15 protein-coding genes and 2 pseudogenes are annotated in these 18,274 nt (G+C 46.1%); 2 read left to right on the forward strand and 15 right to left on the reverse strand.

Annotation, left to right across the window (positions count from 1 at the left end; translation table 11 throughout):
• From Q4A73_RS04485 to dnaA, 4 genes and pseudogenes are all read right to left on the reverse strand, one after another.
• Positions 1 to 235, reverse strand: a pseudogene (locus Q4A73_RS04485) (N-6 DNA methylase); the annotation flags it as partial.
• 98 nt (positions 236 to 333) lie between these two features.
• On the reverse strand, positions 334 to 2,646 hold the full coding sequence (gyrB, locus tag Q4A73_RS04490; RefSeq protein ID WP_303206245.1) for a DNA topoisomerase (ATP-hydrolyzing) subunit B: 2,313 nt from the start codon (positions 2,644 to 2,646) through the stop codon (positions 334 to 336).
• 8 nt (positions 2,647 to 2,654) lie between these two features.
• Positions 2,655 to 3,722, reverse strand: a complete 1,068-nt coding sequence (gene dnaN / locus Q4A73_RS04495; RefSeq protein ID WP_303206246.1) for a DNA polymerase III subunit beta — start codon at positions 3,720 to 3,722, stop codon at positions 2,655 to 2,657.
• A gap of 141 nt (positions 3,723 to 3,863) precedes the next feature.
• Positions 3,864 to 5,186, reverse strand: coding sequence for a chromosomal replication initiator protein DnaA (gene dnaA / locus Q4A73_RS04500; protein ID WP_303206247.1), 1,323 nt, complete (start codon positions 5,184 to 5,186; stop codon positions 3,864 to 3,866).
• Between the two features lie 106 nt (positions 5,187 to 5,292).
• Between dnaA and ruvC the strand changes: the two genes are divergently transcribed.
• Complete coding sequence (ruvC, locus tag Q4A73_RS04505; protein WP_303206248.1) at positions 5,293 to 5,769, forward strand: crossover junction endodeoxyribonuclease RuvC; 477 nt, start codon at positions 5,293 to 5,295, stop codon at positions 5,767 to 5,769.
• A gap of 230 nt (positions 5,770 to 5,999) precedes the next feature.
• Here the strand turns inward: ruvC and Q4A73_RS04510 are convergent, their stop codons facing one another.
• The 11 genes and pseudogenes from Q4A73_RS04510 to rsmA all read right to left on the reverse strand — a co-directional run bounded on the left by Q4A73_RS04510 (position 6,000) and on the right by rsmA (position 17,664).
• Entirely contained in the window at positions 6,000 to 6,869 is an 870-nt protein-coding gene (locus Q4A73_RS04510) for a methionyl-tRNA formyltransferase (protein ID WP_303206249.1), read from the reverse strand.
• Positions 6,866 to 7,495, reverse strand: coding sequence for an acetyltransferase (locus tag Q4A73_RS04515; RefSeq protein ID WP_303206250.1), 630 nt, complete (start codon positions 7,493 to 7,495; stop codon positions 6,866 to 6,868). Before Q4A73_RS04515 ends, Q4A73_RS04510 begins: the two co-directional genes overlap by 4 nt.
• A complete protein-coding gene (locus Q4A73_RS04520; RefSeq protein WP_303206251.1) occupies positions 7,492 to 8,640 on the reverse strand; it encodes a LegC family aminotransferase in 1,149 nt (382 codons plus the stop codon). Before Q4A73_RS04520 ends, Q4A73_RS04515 begins: the two co-directional genes overlap by 4 nt.
• Positions 8,633 to 9,607, reverse strand: a complete 975-nt coding sequence (locus Q4A73_RS04525; protein ID WP_303206252.1) for a GDP-mannose 4,6-dehydratase — start codon at positions 9,605 to 9,607, stop codon at positions 8,633 to 8,635. Before Q4A73_RS04525 ends, Q4A73_RS04520 begins: the two co-directional genes overlap by 8 nt.
• Positions 9,600 to 11,528 (reverse strand): 6-hydroxymethylpterin diphosphokinase MptE-like protein, encoded by a 1,929-nt coding sequence (locus tag Q4A73_RS04530; RefSeq protein ID WP_303206253.1) that lies wholly within the window; start codon positions 11,526 to 11,528, stop codon positions 9,600 to 9,602. The genes Q4A73_RS04525 and Q4A73_RS04530 overlap by 8 nt, the downstream gene beginning before the upstream one ends.
• 41 nt (positions 11,529 to 11,569) lie before the next feature.
• Complete coding sequence (locus tag Q4A73_RS04535) at positions 11,570 to 12,583, reverse strand: hypothetical protein (protein WP_303206267.1); 1,014 nt, start codon at positions 12,581 to 12,583, stop codon at positions 11,570 to 11,572.
• A pseudogene (locus tag Q4A73_RS04540) lies at positions 12,576 to 13,288 on the reverse strand (cyclopropane-fatty-acyl-phospholipid synthase family protein). Before Q4A73_RS04540 ends, Q4A73_RS04535 begins: the two are co-directional and overlap by 8 nt.
• Complete coding sequence (locus Q4A73_RS04545; RefSeq protein WP_303206254.1) at positions 13,288 to 14,007, reverse strand: class I SAM-dependent methyltransferase; 720 nt, start codon at positions 14,005 to 14,007, stop codon at positions 13,288 to 13,290. The pseudogene Q4A73_RS04540 and the gene Q4A73_RS04545 overlap by 1 nt, the downstream one beginning before the upstream one ends.
• Positions 14,008 to 14,140: 133 nt before the next feature.
• Positions 14,141 to 14,902, reverse strand: a complete 762-nt coding sequence (locus tag Q4A73_RS04550) for a pseudouridine synthase (RefSeq protein ID WP_303206255.1) — start codon at positions 14,900 to 14,902, stop codon at positions 14,141 to 14,143.
• A gap of 30 nt (positions 14,903 to 14,932) precedes the next feature.
• The gene (locus tag Q4A73_RS04555; protein WP_303206256.1) at positions 14,933 to 16,894 is read right to left on the reverse strand and encodes a ribonuclease J; all 1,962 of its coding nucleotides are present in this window, start codon (positions 16,892 to 16,894) and stop codon (positions 14,933 to 14,935) included.
• Entirely contained in the window at positions 16,891 to 17,664 is a 774-nt protein-coding gene (gene rsmA, locus Q4A73_RS04560) for a 16S rRNA (adenine(1518)-N(6)/adenine(1519)-N(6))-dimethyltransferase RsmA (protein WP_303206257.1), read from the reverse strand. Before rsmA ends, Q4A73_RS04555 begins: the two co-directional genes overlap by 4 nt.
• Positions 17,665 to 17,750: 86 nt before the next feature.
• Between rsmA and Q4A73_RS04565 the strand changes: the two genes are divergently transcribed.
• On the forward strand, positions 17,751 to 18,272 hold the full coding sequence (locus Q4A73_RS04565; protein WP_303206258.1) for a purine-nucleoside phosphorylase: 522 nt from the start codon (positions 17,751 to 17,753) through the stop codon (positions 18,270 to 18,272).
• The last annotated feature ends 2 nt before the right edge of the window (positions 18,273 to 18,274 follow it).

The following is an 18,274-nucleotide window of genomic DNA, read 5'->3' on the forward strand; positions in this document are numbered from 1 at the left end:
TAGAGTAAGGAGGGTTTGACACGATAGCGTCAAAGGGCTCATCATCTTTATGCTTTGGCTCTAGGAGTGTGTCGCCTAGAGCTATGTCAAAATTCTCAAAGCCTACATTGTGCAGCAGCATATTGATACGGCAGAGATTATAACTTGTGGGATTGATCTCCTGCCCGAAAAAGCCTTGCTTAATGTTGTCAATGCCCAGCACTTTGGCAAATTGCAATAGCAGCGAGCCTGAGCCACTAAGGCCCCACGCTGCCGTCCGCGGTTTGTCAATCGCACCGCCGACGCTGTGTGGCGTTCGTTTTTCCTGCATACCAACCTTTTAAAATTTGAGGCTCACACATCCAGATGCTTGACATCCTTGGCGTGAGCCTGGATGTATTCGCGGCGGGGCTCGACCTCATCGCCCATGAAGAGATTGAAAGTGTCGTTAGCGCGTTGGGCGTCCTCGATGGTGATCTTCAAAAGTCTGCGGATGCTAGGATCCATAGTCGTCTCCCAAAGCTGCTCAGGGTTCATCTCGCCTAAACCTTTATAGCGCTGGATGTAGGCGCCTTTTTTGGCATTTTTCTCCACTTCATCCAAAATTTCCAAAATATCGCGGTCAAAATTCAGCTCCCGCTCTTTAATCTTGGCAAAAATGTAAGTCGCCTCAGTGTAGAGTGGGTGGGAAAAAAGCTCGTCATTGATGATAAGCTCCTCAAGGCCGCTTTCGGTTTGGACATAAATTCTAAGCGCATCCTCGCTGAGATAGGAATTTAAAATGTTATGCCCCCGCTTTTCTAAAAAGGCCTTGATGACTTCAAAAAGCTCGGCATTAGAGCCCTTGATGAGATCGGGATTTTCTATCAGATAGCGGATAACGGAGATGACATTGAAGCGTTTTTCTAGATCCTTAAGCACCGAGCGATAGGCTGCGACTATTTTTAAAAAGTCTTTGAGGTCATTAAGTCCTATGCCCTCGTAGTTTGAATTTTCAATGCCCACCTCAATCAAAAATTCATTCAAGGCGCGCTCGTCCTTGAGGTAAATTTCTCGCTTTTGTCCCTTTTTATAGCGGTAGAGTGGGGGCTGGGCGAGGTAAATGTGGCCGCCAGCTACCAGATCGTTCATAAAGCGGAAAAAGAAAGTTAAAAGTAGGGTTTGTATGTGAGAGCCGTCCACATCGGCATCGGTCATAATGATGATCTTATGATAGCGCAATTTTGAGAGGTCAAAGTCCTCACCTATGCCGCAGCCAAAGGCGGTGATCATGTTTTGAATTTGCTCACTTTTTAGGATTTTATCCAGGCGGGCCTTTTCGACATTGAGAATTTTACCGCGCAGGGGTAGGATGGCCTGAAAGGTCCTCTCACGCCCCTGTTTGGCCGAGCCTCCCGCACTATCACCCTCGACCAAGTAAATTTCACTCTCGCTCGGATCCTTGCTTTGGCAGTCGGCGAGTTTGCCCGGCAAAGTGCCCACGCTTAGGCTTTCTTTTTTGCGTGTGAGCTCTCGCGCCTTTTTCGCTGCCTCCCTGCCTCTGGCTGCCATTAGGGCCTTATTCATGATGGCTTTAGCATGGGTGGGATTTTCCTCAAAATACTTCGTAAGATAGTCAAAAGTGGCCTTATTCACGATGGGGCGCACATAGGAGGAGCCGAGCTTGCCTTTGGTCTGTCCTTCAAACTGTGGCTCTGGCACCTTCACGCTGACGATGGCGATGAGCCCCTCACGCACATCCTCGCCGGTGATTTTGTTGTCCTTTTCCCTTGCGCTGGCGTTGGCCTCGACATAGTTGGTGATGACGCGCGTGAGTCCCATTCTAAAGCCTGTTTCGTGAGTGCCGCCATCGGGGGTTTTGATGTTATTCACAAAAGAAAGCAAATTTTCATTATAGCTGTCGTTGTAAAGGAGAGCGACTTCGACATTGACATTATCCTCATCGGTGCTAAAAAAGATGGGCTTGGTGAGGGCTTGTTTTTTGTTCAAATCACTAACAAACTGCGAAATCCCGCCGTCAAAATGAAAGCTCTCGTTTTTGCCCGTGCGGTTGTCTTTGAAATTTATGGTGATTTTGGGATTGAGATAGGCCAATTCCCTGAAACGTTTGGCTAGAATTTCATAATCAAATTCCGTAACCTCAAAAATACTTTCATCGGGCCAAAATTCTATGCTTGTGCCTGTTTTTTCACTCTTGCCTATACTGCCAAATTCGCTGGCAATTTGTCCCCTTGCAAATTCCTGACGGTAAATTTCTCCTTCCCTTTGCACGGTGGCGACGAGCTTTTTAGAAAGGGCATTGACGACTGAAACCCCCACGCCGTGGAGGCCGCCTGAGACCTTGTAGGTGTCTTGGTCAAATTTACCCCCCGCATGAAGCACGGTGAGGACGACGGTGAGGGTGGGGATGTTTTCCGTTGGGTGCATGCCTACAGGGATGCCGCGGCCATTATCGCTTACGATGCAGCTGCCCTCAGTGGTAAGCTCCACTTCAATATGATCACAATACCCCGCCATAGCCTCATCGATGGAGTTGTCTATGACCTCGTAAATCATGTGGTGGAGCCCGCCGATGTTGGTATCGCCGATATACATCCCAGGGCGCTTCCTGACCGCCTCTAGACCCTTTAGGACCTTGATATTACCTTCGCTGTAATTTTTTTGCATGATTTTCCTTAGATGATGACGGGCATGATGATCATTTGCAGTCCGCCGGAATTTAGCGTGAAGGGCAAATTGGATTCATTGACATCGAGGGTAAAATTTTCCTCTTCGATGGATGATAAAAAGTCAAGCCAATGCTTGATGGATGTGGTGAGGGTGAATTCCTCGCTGAGGTTGGTTTGGCACTCAAGTTCTGTTTTGGCTTCCATATTATCAAGGCTGATGCCCTCAAAAATAATCTTGTCTTTAAGAAAGTGGAGTTTCATTTTTTCTGCGATGACGCTGATTTTTTTCAAGGAGTCGGTGAAATCTTCGGTTTGGAAAACAAGCTTTTGCTTGGACTGGCTTGGGATAGCCGTTTCGTAGTTAGGATAGCTGTCGTTGATGAGCTTTGTGAAAAATTCAAAATTCTCGTTCTTTGCGATGAGCATATTTTCATCGTAAAAAATTTCAATCTTTTCATAAAAAAGCTTTTGCATTTCCATGATGGCTTTTTTGGGGATGTTGATTCTAAACGCATCGGGACTGGCTTTTTCTAGGGTGTAGATGGCAAGGCGCCTCGTATCTGTGCCGATGAAGTTGATTTTGTTTTCTTTTATGTCCAAAAGGGCTCCGTGAAGAGCGTATTTTGGATTATTGGAATCAATACTTGGGAGAATTTTCTTTAAGGACCTGCTCAAATCACTAGAATCAATGTCAAATTTATCTTTATTTTCCACGCTTGGAAAGGCTGGAAAATCTTCATAGTTAAACATAGGAAGCTTGTATTTTGTGCTTTTTTGTCTGATAAAGAGGGAATTATCGATGGTCTCAAGGGTTACTTCTTCATTGTTTAAATTTTTGATCGTATCGGCGATGCTTTTTGCATTGACGGTGGCAAAGCCGGGATCATCCACGCGAATTTTTTTTATTTTATAATTGATCCCTATTTCATAATCGCTAGCCCTTATGATGAGCCTATCTTCTTCAGCCTGAAAGAGCAAGTGGGAAGTGATGGCGCTTGAGTCCTTTTTTTCTGTGTAGGCACTGCATAGAAATATAGCGGATTCTAGAGTGTTTTTGTTGATATTTAACTTCATGAAATTTTCCTTTCGTGGATTAAATTTTTATTTCATCATAATAATAAGCCCATTGAAAATGTGAAAAATCGCTTCAAAAATTTATTCTATCATAGTTTTAGTTTCTATAATTTTCATTTTTTCTTCACAATTTTTCACATTTTAGCTTTGATTTTTGGTCAAAATTTTGTTTTTCAACTCTTCAATTTTACTCTTCAATTCCGCTTTTTCTAAAATCAATTCGTTGATTTTTTTGATATTGTGTGAGATGGCGGTGTGATCTTTCATTTCAAAAAACATCGCAAGCTGCGGCATGGTGAGGGTTGTAAGCTCTCTGGCTAAAAAGATAACGATGCGCCTAGCGGTCACGATATTTTGCGTTTTTTTGTTGGACTTGATGTCGCTTGTTTTGATGTTAAATTCTTTGCTGATGTGATTTAAAATCTCCTCAATAGTAATGTTTTCCTTTTTTTCTTTAATGTGATCCTTCATCATTTCCTTGGCAACTTCAAGACTTATTTCTTGATTGATGAGCCTTGAGTAAGCGTTGAGGTTGGTGATCATGCCCTCGATTTCACGGATATTATCTCCCATTGAAGTAGCGATGTAGGTGATGATTTCATTGTTAAGATAGACTTCGTTGAATTCGCATTTTTTGCGGATGATGGCGATCTTTGTTTCAAGCTGCGGCGGGGTGATGTCCGCGATGATGCCGTTAGCAAAGCGTGATTTTAGCCGCTCTGTGATGCCCTTTAGCATATTGGGTGGATTATCAGAGGTCATGATAATTTGCCCCGATTTGTCGCGGATTTCGTTGAAAATGAAAAAAAACTGCTCCTGAATCTTATCCGTGCGCCCCAAAAATTGCACATCATCTATGAGCAAAACATCGCAGCTTCTATATTTTTCTTGAAATTTACTCATGGTTTTGTTGAGGATGTGTGCGTTAAAATCATTGATAAAATTCTCACTCGTGGCGTAAATGACCCTTTTTCCCATCTCAAGGCAGACATTCCCCACAGCTTGGAGCAGATGCGTTTTCCCCAGTCCTGTAGGCCCGTAAATGAAGATAGGATTGTAAAGTTTTCCCAGCTTGTCCTTAGAGCTAGCAGCCTTGCAAGTGGCATACGCGTATTGATTGGAGTCGCCCACCACAAAGCTTTCAAAGGTAAAAGATGGGTTCAAAATCGTGCTTTGCATTTTGATGTTTGCGATGTCGATTTTGTGATTTTTACCCGAGCCCTTTTGTGCTGAGCCTTGGATGAGTATTGTGGCCTTATTGCCGCTTTGGGCTTCGTAAAAATAACCAATTTTTTCCGCGTATTTGGTTTGGATGAATTTGGCCAAAAATTCATTCGGCGCGTTGAAGATCAAAAAATCTGCCCTGCTCTGCTTTTCGTTAAATTTCAAGCAAGAGATGTAATTTTCATACTCGTTTATAGAAAGTTTTTTTTGAAAGTACTTCAGTATTTCACCCGCGTCCATTCGCCCTACTTTTGAAAATTTTAAGCGGGGATTTTATCTTTAAATTCCATAAAAAAAGTTAAAATTCACACTTTTTCACACTGTGAAATTCTTTAAAAGGCTTAATATGAAAATTTTAGGGATCGACCCAGGCAGCCGATTTTGTGGTTATGCCATCATCGAGGCGGATAAAAATAAAACCCAGCTCATCGAAGCTGGGCTTATTAAAATCAAACCCAGCATCCTGCAGTATCAAATCGCCGAGCTTTGCGAGGGGCTTGATTTGATTTTCAAGGCGCATCGTTTTGATGAGGTGGCGGTCGAGGACATCTTTTTCGCTCACAATCCCCAGTCCGTCCTCAAGCTCGCCCAATTCCGCGGCGCGCTTAGCCTTAAAATCCTCCAAATTCACGGCAATTTCGCCGAGTACACCCCCTTGCAGGTTAAAAAAGCCATCACGGGCAAAGCGAAGGCCGACAAGGAGCAGGTAGCCTTTATGGTGAAAAGATTGCTTGGAATTTCAAAGGACATCAGGCCTCTAGACATCACGGACGCCATCGCTGTAGCCCTAGCCCACGCGGCTTACCTACGCGTGAGGGTTTAAGGATAAGTTCAATCCAGTCTACTCAAATTTTCAGGTTTCCACCGTCTACCAACCTTCAATCGTAAAGACTAACGCTATATTCTAAGAAACCCAAAGCCAACCTAACGAAAGGTTTTAAGCTTTTTGAAAAGAAACGCCCAGCGTTTGGCTTCAAAAGTGCCTCAAAGCGCTTGAGTTAGCGGTTTAAACTCACTCTTAAATTTCACCCCACAGCAAACGCCCAGGCCACTTCACTCCCCCTCAAAACGAGCGCCTAAAAATACCACGCCCTTAAATTTTCTAACCCTCAAAGCCCCATCCTTCGTGCAAACGACAAAGCCATCCGCATCCACTTTCACAATCTCCCCCGCCTTGCCCTTAAAATTCTGGCTTAAAATTTCACTTTGATAAATTTTAACCAAAGATCCCTCGATAAAAGCCGAAGCGCCAAGGTCTGGAGCGTTTAGCGCGCGGATGAAGTTAAAAATTTCGCGCGTGGATTTACCCCAGTCAATCCTCTCATCGCCCTCTTTACGGCGTGGGCAGGTAAAGCCGCTCTGCGCGGTGGCTTTCACGGGCGGGTTTAAAAACAAAAGCACCGCCTCATAAAGCAGGAGGGCGCATTCTTTAAAAGCGCGTTTTAAAAGGCTGGTATAATCGTCCGCATCGCTGATGGGAAAGCATTTTTGCAAGATGATGTCGCCCGTATCCACGCCGCTGTCGATAAAATGCACGGTGATGCCAAATTCTTTTTCATCATTGATGAGTGCCCAGTTTAGGATATTACGCCCCCTGTAAAAGGGCAGTTTCCCTGCGTGGCAGTTAATAATGCGCTTCGCATAAGCCTTTAAAAGTGAGGCTTTAAAAATTTGGTCAAAACTCATAGAAACGAGCAAATCGGGCTTAAAATCCGCGATACATTTCAAACTCTGCGGGGCGTTAATATCCTCAAGCACAAAGCAAGGGATGGCAAATTTTTGCGCGAGTTTTTGCAATTTCTCGTCCTTTTTCACTCTCAAAACGACAAAGACGACTTTCAAATTTTCATCATTTTGAAATTTCAAAAGCGCCCACCTGGCCCATTTCCCATCGGCAAAGTAGCCTATCCTTAGGCCACTCACGCTGCCACCTTGGCGGGAGGTCTACCCCCCCCCCCCCCCCCATGTGAGGCCTCAGAGCCTAGTTTGTGGTAGTAAATGGACCCTTCCCCTAAAATTTGCTGATGCCTTAGGTGGGTGTTGGAGCCCACAAAGCTCCCCCGCTCCACGATGCAATCACCATTCACCACCGCCGCTGTGGAGATGTGGCAAAAGTCCCCCACGCGTGCGCCGTGCTCGATGAGGGCTTTGGAATTGAGGATGCAGGCCGCGCCCACTTTTGCGCCCGCATTGACAAGAGCGTGGTGCATCACGATGCTGCCCTCGCCCACAGAGGCATTTGCGGATACATGGGCTAGGGGGGAGATGATGGTGGGCAGGGCAAAGCCCAGAGTTTTAAGTCGCCAAAAAAGCTCCATCCTACGCTGCGCGCTTTTGATCTGCCCCAAGGCCAAAAAGGCGAATTTGTAGCTCACAAAAAGACTCCTCAAATCCTCATCCGTGCCTAAAATGGGCAAATTCAGCTCATTGCATGCGTTAGTATTTTCCAAAACCACGCCCGCGATTTCAAATTTCCCCTCAAGCCCTATCACATCCACGCAGGAAAGTGCATGTCCGCCAGAGCCTATGATGATGAGCTTTTCTTTCACCGGGCTAGCCTTGGGGAGCTGGGTAAATTCACCAAGCTTTTTTCTAAAATTTTCGTATTTTTAAGGGCGTCCTTTTGACAATGCCTATAGGGCCTAAGCGTGGCTAGGCTTTTGTAAATAGGACGCACCAAAATGCCCTCACTCCAGCACTCCTCAATGAAACGCTCCCGCCATTTTGCTCTTTTAAATTTCAAGGCACAAAGCCAAAAATTACTCCGCTCCTCCGCTTTTTCTCGCACAAATTCACAACACTCCCCCCCCTCAAAAAAGCTCTCATAAAGCCGCGCGGTCGCCCTTTTATCCTCCAAAAGGCGCGGCATTTTTTCAAGCTGGGCCAAAAGCAGGGCGGCGTTGAGGTTTGCAAGGCGATAGTTATAGCCCACGCGGTCATGGCTGAAGCGGTAAGGGTGGGGAATTTTAGCCGTGGTGCTTAGGTGGCGTGCCTTTGCGGCGATGGATTTGTCGTTGGTAAGCAGGGCGCCGCCAAGGCCTGCGGTGATGATTTTATTGCCATTGAAGCTTAGAATTCCTACTTTGCCAAAGGTGCCTAAATTTTTATTTTTAAACAGGCTTCCCAAGGCCTGGGCAGCATCTTCTATGAGTATGATGCCATGCTTTTTGCAGAGTTTTTTAAGCGCCCTCACCTCCCCAGCAAGACCAAAGGTATGCATCACGATCAAGGCCTTGATGCGCCTACCTCCCGCTTTTTCAAAGCTTTTACCCTCTTTCAAAAAGCTGTGTTTTTCTAAAAATTCCCCAACCGCCGCCGCGCTAAGGCTCAAATTTTCAAGACTAGAGTCCAAAAAAATCGGCTCGGCGCCCGTATAAGCAATGGCATTAGCCGTCGCCACGAAGCTCAAAGCTTGCGTGATGACTGCATCTTGCGCACCCACACCGCAGGCTAGCAGTGCGGTGTGAAGGGCTGCCGTGCCGCTGCTCGTAGCCACGGCGTATCTTGCGCCCGTAAAGCGCGCTAGCTCCTCCTCAAGTCGCTCTACAAATTCCCCCGCGCTAGAAACAAAGCCGCTTCTAAGACACGCGCTCACAAGCTCCTCCTCACGCGCGTCAAAAAAAGGCTCGTGGAGGGGGATTTTCTCGCGCTTGGGGTAGAGGCTTTTGATGAAGGCGATTTCTTTTTCAAACATTATAAATTCCACTTTTATAGCTATCTAAATTCGCTCTGATGTAGGCGATGGTCTCATCCAAACCCTCCTCAAGGCTAACCCTACTCTCCCACGCGCTGATGGCTTTGAGCTTGGAGCTATCGCAAAGCAGTCTTTGCACCTCGCTTTTTTCGGGGCGGATGCGCGCGGCATCCTCTGTGATTTTGACCTCGCATTTTAAAATTTCACACACCCGCTCTAAAACCTCACGCATGCTGTATTCTGCGCCGCTGCCAATGTTATAAACCTCGCCGTTCTTGCCGCTTTGAAAAATCGCCCAAAAGCCCCAGCAAGTATCGCGGACGAAATTCAAGTCCCGCTTGGGACTGAGGCTGCCCACCTTAAGCTCTTTGGCCCCGCTTAAAATTTGACTGATGATGCTGGGGATGAAGGCCCTCGCGCTTTGGCGGGGTCCGTAGGCATTGAAAGGGCGGGCGATGCAAACGGGCAAATCGAAGCTGTGAAAATAACTGAGCGCCATCATGTCTGCGGCGATTTTGCTAGCAGAATAGGGGCTTTGCGGCTGCAGGGGATGCTTTTCATCGATGGGCGTATAAAGCGCAGAGCCGTAAACCTCGCTGGTGGAGGTGTGGATGAATTTTTTCACGCCTTGAGTTTTGGCGGCCTCGAGGAGGTTGAGGGTGCCTAGGATGTTGGTATCGGCGTAGCTTTTGGGCGCGAGGTAGGAGTGGGGGATGGCGATGAGGGCGCCTAGGTGAAAGATGGCCCCAACGCCCTCGCAGAGCCTTTGGCAAAAAAAGGGATCGCGCAGGTCGCCACTGATGATTTCAAGGGCATCTTGGCAGGGGATTTTTTCCAAATGTCCCCAGAAATTGAAGGAGTTGTATTCATTCAGGGCGCGGATTTGAAGGCCCTTTTCGTGCAAAAGCTCGCACAGATGAGAGCCGATGAAGCCATTGGCGCCGGTGATGAGAATTTTTTCAGGCATCCTCGCATCTTTCTTTAAGTCTTTTGTAGGCTTTGCTTAAATTTTTCTTTGAAATTTCTTTTTCCAATTGTAACAAAGCTTGATTTACAATTTGCTCCTGCTCGCCCAAAATTTTGCAAGCAAGCTGGGCTAGCTCCAAGTACTCCTGGACGATTTTGAGGCTTTTGTTGAAGCGATCTTCTGGGGTGAGGGGGATGAGGACGCGTAGTTTTTGGATGTTGATTTCAAACTGCAAAAAAAGCGGATCAAGCGGCGAGAAAAAGGCGTTTTTATGCGGTGCGTCCCTGAAGCCCTCCATCCACGCCTCACAGCGCTCAAGCAAATTTTCCAAAAGCCTCAAGGCCGACCCAAGCTCTAAATTTTCGCATTTTAAATGCGCATCAAAAAGCTCTTGATGAAAATCAAGGCTTTGGGCCTTAAATTTTCTCGTAGTCCTCAGGCTTATCAGCATCTTAAAGCAGGCGCGAAGGAGGAATTCCTTTTGCTTTGCCTCGCTGGGTCCTTCAAGGGGGGCGAAATTCTTAGAAAAAGGCTTGGAAAAATAGCGCTTGCAAGCCTTTTTAAAGGGCATTTCTATGCTGCCTGCGATGCGCACGCCGCCCTGGGTGGCGTTGATGGTCTTGATTCCCTTCGCATTAGCGATGCTCTGCTCCAAAAATTCCTTAAAAAGGCGCCAATACCAACTAGAACGCACCACGCCCCTGCCACCGTAGGCCTCGAGGGGGACATTTTCCTTGTGCTCTTGCGCCTCATCCATATCATCGACGCCGTAGAGATAGCCCTCGGGATGGCTGGTGAGATCCTCAGCATAGGCTAGGTCTTGCCCGATGAGGATGATGTTTTTGATGCCAAGCTCGAGGGCTAGGTTGTAATTAGCATTACTCACGCTAGGCCCCATAAAAAGGTAGCCAAAGGCCCTTAGAGCAGTGTAGAGGATGAAGTGATTATCCTGCGCGCAAAGTAGAAGGTAGTTGCGCCCATTACGCTCCAAATACTCCACCGCGCTGGGGTGGGCTAGGCTTTTGACGATGAAAAGGATGTCTTTGTCAAAATCTCCAAAGTCGTTGTTGAAAAATTCTGCCGTGAAATGTGTGCGCTCTAGCATGAAGACGAAGTCTGGCTTGATGGCGTTTTCATACAAAATTTTATAGGCACTGTCCGCGGCAAAAATGAGCGCCCTCTCCTGCACCTCTTTCAAAAGCGGCAGTTGCTTGGTTAGGCTTGGGCCTGTGGAGACGATGATGGCACTTTCACAAAGCCCCTTTCTCTTGGCTAGGAGCTCCTTGAAGGTAGGGCGCGCTATCATCTGGGGGAGGTTGAGGGTGAAATTGCGCACACCCTCCAAAACATCAAGGGGCATATTTCCTCGCAGTAAGATTGCGTTTTTAAAGGCGGCCGCCAGCGCGGAATTGATCCTTAAAATTTCTTGCTCAAACTGCGCGTAATAATCGCTCATAAGCTCTAAAAAATAAAGCCGCGCGTAGATTAAAAAGTCTGAGGCTAGATTTTCAAGGGTGCCGTCCTTAAGCCCGCAGGGGTTGAAAAACAAAACCTTTCCCAGCCAGAGTGAAAAATCAAAATGATGAAAGAGGGTATGAAGCAACTCCAAATCACGCTCAAAAACCACGATGAATTTGAGCTTGGGGTTTTCCAGCAGGGCGGAAAAAAGCAGCCCGTTGCCAAAGCCGTAAAAATAAAGCACAGGATAGAGGGTGTATTTTGTGCGGTAGCGCTCAAGCATCGCTTCTAGCTCCTCTTTGGGATGGGCGTAGAGTTCCCCCCCCCCCCCCGTGTCAAGCACATTGACATCAAGGGCGTGCGCGCCTTGCAGGATGCGAAAGCGTGAAAATTTTATGCTCCAAAGGGCGGCTTTTAGGCCATCATCATTCAAGGCGGCTAAATTTTTTTCAAAAATACTCATCAAAACCTTTCATCGTTTGGCATTCTCAGGCGGCTTTTTCTCTAGAAAAAGGCACGAATTCTACCCCCCCCCCCCCCATTTTGATGGCGGTATTTTAGAAAAAAGTTATTGTCAAATCCTTGTGAAAGTGCGCGGTAAGCCTCCTCATCGCACACCAAACCCCCAATGTGAAAATGCCCAAAAAGTGTCGAAAATCTCTGCTTGAAATAAAACAAATCATCCCCATCGCTCACGCCCCCACCCAGCAGGGCAAAGGCTATGCCCCTTTGATGGCAAAGCTCAAAGAAATAATCAAGCAGGGCAGCATTGGCGTTTTTTTGATGCGAATTAGCGCTTAAATGATAGTAAGCAAAGTTCCTCCCCATAAAAAAACTCGCATAGGCTAGAATTTCGCCCTTAAAAGAGGCTTTTAAAAGTAAATTTTGCTCCAGCTTTAAAAGCCTTTCAAAATAAACCCGATCAAAAAAATAAAATTCCCCCGCTCCTGTGCGCCGCATCGTCTGCGTGTAAAGGGCGTGAAAGCGCTCAAGCTCATCCCACGCTTGGCCCTGCTCCACAATGTCAAGCTCAAGCTCGACCCTAGCCTTTCGCACATAGCTTTTGATGCGGGGGTTGTAGTCCCTCCTTATGTGCGCGAGGGGCCTTGCGGTGGGGACGATGACGATTTGACGCTCTTTTTTGAAAAAATTTAAATGCTTTTGATAGAGGTTTAAATTTTCATCAAAGGGATGAAAGCGGATGAAAAAGGCGATTATTTTTTGCTCTATAGCTTTTGATTTTAGGGCGTTTAGGGCCCTTTGCAAAAAGCCCTCATCGTTTGAATTTGTGCTAAATCCTCCGTAGCCATAGGGCGTTTGCAAGTCAAAAAAGGGCGTGTTTGCGACCGATGTTTTCACCGCTAGGGTGTGAAAAACCCTACCCCCCTCGCGAAAGCTAAATTCAAAAGCCTCACCATAAAGTGCGGCATAATCAGGCTTAAAATACACATCCCCGCTAAAATCCCGCGGCGCCAAATTCTCCCGCTCTAAAAAATGATCAAGGCTTGTCTTACTCATTTTCCACGCCCTTATTTTTGAGAGGGTTACCCCCCCCCCCCCCGTGTGAAGCTAAGCATATCTTTGCCCCTCAAAAATGTGAATTTTATCGATGATTTGCCCCCCGCTTTCTAAAATTTGCGTGCTGAAATTTCGCACCTCAAAGCCCTGCGCCGCATAAAGCTGCTTTAAACTCGCCTCATCATCAAAGCGCAGTTTCCCCACGCCCGTATAAATGCCCTCCTTAGGCTCGAAAAATCCCTCACCAGAGCCAAGACTCCCCAAGCCAAGAGCCGTGGAGAAAAATTTCCCCCCGATTTTGAGTTTTTTGAAGGCTTTTTGAAAAATTTTTTGCGTTTTTTTATATTCATTACAACAAAGCGAGGCGACATCCAGCACAGCATCAAAGCCCCCATCCTCAAAACAATCTAGCTTTTCTAAATAATCCCCCACCTCAAGCTGCCCGATTTGCCCGGCCAAACCCTCCGCCTCAAGCCGCCTTTTAAAGCGCTCCACGCCCGTCCTGCTCCACTCCACGCCACTCACGCCAAGGCCCTCGCGTGCGCAAAACCAAAGGTTAGCCCCCGTGCCAAGCCCAAGCTCTAAAATGCGCACCTTTGACCTATCGGGCGCGTTGTAAAAATGACGCGCGATGAAGCGGATGAGGCACTCGGGCGGATACTTCCCCCACTCTCTACTTGCAAAAATCCCCTCCCACAACTCCATCATAATTTCACCCCCTCGACGATATAAAGCTCATTAAGTTGCTTTTCTAGGCTTTTATTGATGTGAATTTTTATATCGCTAATCCCAAAGCCCTCCCCCTCATAAAGCTCTCGCAAATCCGCCTCATCGCAATAACGGATCACACCCGTGAAAGCATCGCTCCCTTGTGTGGGCTTAGTGCAGTGGTGTCCCAAATTTTCATCTTTCACAAAGCCCTCATTATAAAAGCTGGGCGTGATGGAGAGAAATTTCCCGCCGGGCCTTAGTTTGGCCATAGCCTTTTTGATGATCTTTTTGCTTTTTTCAAAGTCATTATAGGCTAGAGAATAGCTATCAAGCCACGCATCAAAGCCTTCGTCCTTAAACTCATCAAGTTTTTCTAAATAATCCCCCACTTCAAGCTGGCAAATTTTCCCAGCCAAACCCTCCGCCTCAAGCCGCTTTTTAAAGCGCTCCACGCCCGTCCTGCTCCACTCCACGCCACTCACGCCAAGGCCCTCGCGTGCGCAAAACCAAAGGTTCGCCCCCGTGCCAAGCCCAAGCTCTAAAATACGCACTTTTGACCTATCGGGCGCGTTGTAAAAATTGCGCGCGATGAAGCGAATCACCGCTTCGCTAGGGTATTTCCCCCACTCCTTACTCGCGTAAATTTTTTCCCAAATTTCTGCATTGGAGCCTTGATTATCACTCACTTCTGCATTGGTGGCATAGATTTTCATTTTTTGTCTCCTTTTCTTAATGTTCTTTTTAGCGGACGGAGTAAATTTATCCTAAAAGAACCAAAATTCTAAAGCCCCCGTCCCGCAAGCAAGAGATGCACCGTCCGCGTAATCTGCTGTCTTGTTTGAAATTTCAACAACGCACTCCATTTGTCTTCAAAAAGTCGTGTAGTTTTTCATACTCGCTGCGTTTTAAAAAGCGGTGTTTTCCTGCTTTGAGCAGGCCCAGTTCTAAAATTCCAAAGGCGACCCGCTTCAATCCCACCACCTCCAAATCAAAATGCCCAAAAAAGCGCCTGAGCTCTCTGTTTTTGCCCTCGTTTATCACGACCCTTAGCTTCGTGTAACCCCCACTTGAGCCGAAAATTTCAAAGTCCAAAAAGGGAGCAAAGCACATTGTGCTGATCTTGCTTTTCGCGTGAGCGCCCTTTTTGGAGTCAGAAATTTCAAGCCCCTTTTGCATAGCTTCAATGACTTTTTTGTCGATGCTGCCGCGCACTTTGAGGTAATACTCTCGCTCCAGATCGCTATGCATCAAGGCATGGGCTATGGCAGGCGCATCGGTGAGAAGTAGCAGCCCCTTGCTGGCAAAGTCGAGCCGTCCCACGCTTGGCCAAGTGCTAAATTCCTTAGGCAGACTGTGGTAGATGGTCCGCCTGCCCCTGTCGTCCTTGCGGCTTACGATTTCGCCTTTTTGCTTGTGGTAGATGATGACGCTAAATTGCGTTTTTTTGTGAAGAGGCTTGTTTTGGATGAAAATTTTATCCCCCCTTTTGACGATGTCGCCCGGCTGGGCGATTTTATGGTTGATTTTAACCAAGCCTTGCTTGATGAGCGTATCGGCTTGGCGGCGGGAGTGGGGGCCGTTGTGGGATATGAATTGATTGATTCTCATCAACTTCCTTAGAAATTCAAAACTCAAATTCTACATCACAAAAATGGTTGGCACTATGGTCGGGTATTTTTTGATTTTTCTAAAAATGTGCTTTCTGAGCACGGTGCGGATTTGATTTTCCAAAAATCTAGTGTCGTTGAACCACTCATCCTTGGCGCTCGTGAAAAATACGCTCAAAACATCGGCCATTTCTTTGCTGAAGGCGTGGTCGTGCTTGTCGGCGACAAGCCCGTAGCTGAAGACTCTTGGCTTGTTGATGAGGGTTTTGCTTGCCTTGTCAAGCTGCGCGATGATGACGACTATGCCGCTATCGGCTAGCCTTTGGCGATCGATGACGACATCATCGGCGATTTGCTTGTTGATTTGATTATCCACGAAGACCTTGCCCGTTTTGACGGTTTTGATGCGCTTGATGTATTTTTGGCAAATTTCCACCTGATCGCCATCGCTCATGAGGTAGATATTTCTCTCAGGGATGCCGCACTGCATTGCTGTTTCTTTATGCTTGGTGATGTGATTATACTCACCATGCACGGGCAGGAAAAATTTAGGCTTCACAAGGGCTAGCATGAGTTTTTGCTCCTCCATACTCGCGTGCCCACTCACATGAATTTCGCTAAATTCTTGGTAGGCGACCCTAGCGCCTGCCTTGAGAAGGTAGTCGAGCACGGCTGAGACGCTAGCCTCATTGCCGGGGATGGCCTTGGCGGAGATGATGATCTGATCCGTGAGCTTGATTTTGATGAATTTATGCTCATCGGTTGCCATCCTGTAAAGTGCGCTCATCGTTTCGCCCTGAGAGCCTGTGGTAACGATGAGGACCTCATTGTCCTTATACTTGCTAACCTCATCGGCATCGATGAAAATTTTCCTATCCAGCTTGATGTAGCCCAGCTCCATGGTGGTGTAGAGATTGCGCTCCATGCTACGCCCGATGACGCAGACCTTTCTGCCGTATTTTAGCCCGTAAGTGATGGCCTGATAAACGCGGTGGATGTTGGAGCTAAAGGTACTCATAATTACCCTGCCTTTTGTTCTGGCAAAAATTTGATCAAAAGTAGGACCCACGGAGCTTTCGCTTTTGGTGTAGCCCTCTTTGTAGGAGTTGGTGCTGTCGCTTAAGAGGCACAAAACGCCCTCCTCACCGTAGTGTGCAAGGCGGCTTAGGTCGGTGGGGTAGCCGTCAATGGGTGTTTGATCGATTTTAAAATCGCCTGTGTGTATGAGGGTGCCGGCCCTTGTTTTGATGGCGAGGGCGGAGGCGTCGATGATGGAGTGCGTGATGTGGATCCATTCTATGTCAAATTCGCCGATTTCATAGACCTTGCGTTTTTCTACGGGGCGGAACCATTTGCGCTCAGCTTTTAAGCCATGCTCTTCAAATTTATTTGAAATCATCCCCAGCGCTAGAGGCGTGGCGTAAATAGGAAACTGAAATTCCTTGAAAAAATACGGCACCGCACCGATATGATCCTCGTGAGCGTGTGTGATGATGATGGCGCGAATTTTGTCCTTAATCTTACGCACATAGTCAAAATCGGGGATGATGATGTCCACCCCGTGCATGGTCCCGTCGGGAAAGCTCATGCCTAAATCCACGATAATCGCGTCGTTGTTGGTTTCAAAAACGCTGATATTGCCGCCGATCTCACCCAGTCCGCCGAGGGGGGTGATGAGAATTTTGTGCTCGCTTGAGTTGTTGAATTTGAGAGGGTGGAGCCTCATTTCGTGCGAAAGGCGATTGGCTTCAATGCACTCTGCAAGGGCGATTTGCCAGTCTTCGTTGCCCACGAGCTTGGAGGGGAGGTTGCGATTTCTCCTTTTTTTCTTCACTTCGCCAGATCCTGTTTGCTGGGGATTTTCGCTATCTTGTGCGCTGTGAGCGTCTAGGGAGTCGGCGAGCTTTTTTCGGCGGTTTTTGTATTTGTAGCGCTTGTTGTTTTTGGAATTTGAATTGGGATTTTCACCATTTTGCTCTATTTTTTCGTTCATAATTTATCCTTTAATTTTTCATAAATTTTAAGGTATGAGCTAACGCAAAGCTCGTGCGGTCTAGCATTTTCTTTTAATCCTAAGGCTCTTAAAAATTCCAAAACCTCAGCCTTGTGTGCCTTTAAATTGCTCACGAGTTGTTTTCTTGGAGCCTGAAAGCAAATTTTGAGAAAATTTTTGAAAGCGTTTGGTTCGCAAAAATCCTTAAATTCTGCTTTTTTAATCAGGCTCATTACCGATGAGACAACTTTTGGTTGGGGATTAAAACACAAGGGACTGACATCAAAAAGCAATTTTCTTTTGCAAATCATAGCGCTCAAAGCACTCAGGGCTGAAAATTCGCTATTTCCGGCATTGGCGCAGAATTTTAACGCCACTTCTTTTTGCACCATCACAATAAGACCCGAGCAATTTTCATCCTCTAGTGCCCTTAAAATGAGGTGGCTTGCGATGTAATAAGGCAAATTTGCAACCAAAAAATACTTTTTGTTATCAAGGCTTAGAACTTCACTAGCATCTTGATGGATCAAATTTAATCTTCCACTTTCAAGCTCGTTTTGAAATTTTTTTTGTAAAAAGGATACCAGCTCATCATCAATTTCATAAGCCTTAACCCTAGAAATTTTCAAAAGATCCTGCGTTAAATCACCTAAGCCAGGCCCAATTTCAACGATATTATTTATATTTTTGGGCATGGCTTGGATGATTTTTTGCAAAACTTCCTTATCGATTAAAAAATTTTGCCCATATTGTTTTTTTGCCTTAATCATAAAATGCTTACTCTAGCTGAAAATTCTTAATTTTAAGTATTTTTTAGTTATGATTGCCGATTTTTATTAAATTTTTTGAGAAGATTATGATAGTTTGTGCGGGTGGAAATGAAAATTTTGATTTTGCCAAAGCCATAGGTGTGGGACTTGTAGAAAGTGCGATTAATTTGACGCAATTTTGTTTGATGTATAGACCAAAAGATATTTTGTTTATCGGCACTTGCGGAATTTATGACAAGGGCGAAATTTTGGAGCTTTATGAAAGCTTTCACGCTTTTAATGTGGAATTTGCAAAACTCAGTCATAATTTTTATACTCCAGCAAAAAGTGAAATTTTTATCTCGTCTCAAGGCTATAGGGTGAATTCGTCAAATTATATTTGCAATGATTCAAAAGCTGCAAAAAAGTTCGCAAATTTAGGACTTCATTTTGAAAATATGGAAGCTTTTGCGGTCTTGAGTGTGGCGAAAAAATTTGGCATTTCTGCTAAATGTTTACTTTGTGCGACCAATTTTTGTGATGAAAATGCTCACGAAAATTTTACTAAAAACCATCAAAAAGCTAAAGAAAAATTAGTTTGTTATTTGAAAAATAATTGCTATATTTAGGG

This window comes from Campylobacter sp., from assembly GCF_030528245.1.
Lineage (GTDB): Bacteria > Campylobacterota > Campylobacteria > Campylobacterales > Campylobacteraceae > Campylobacter_D.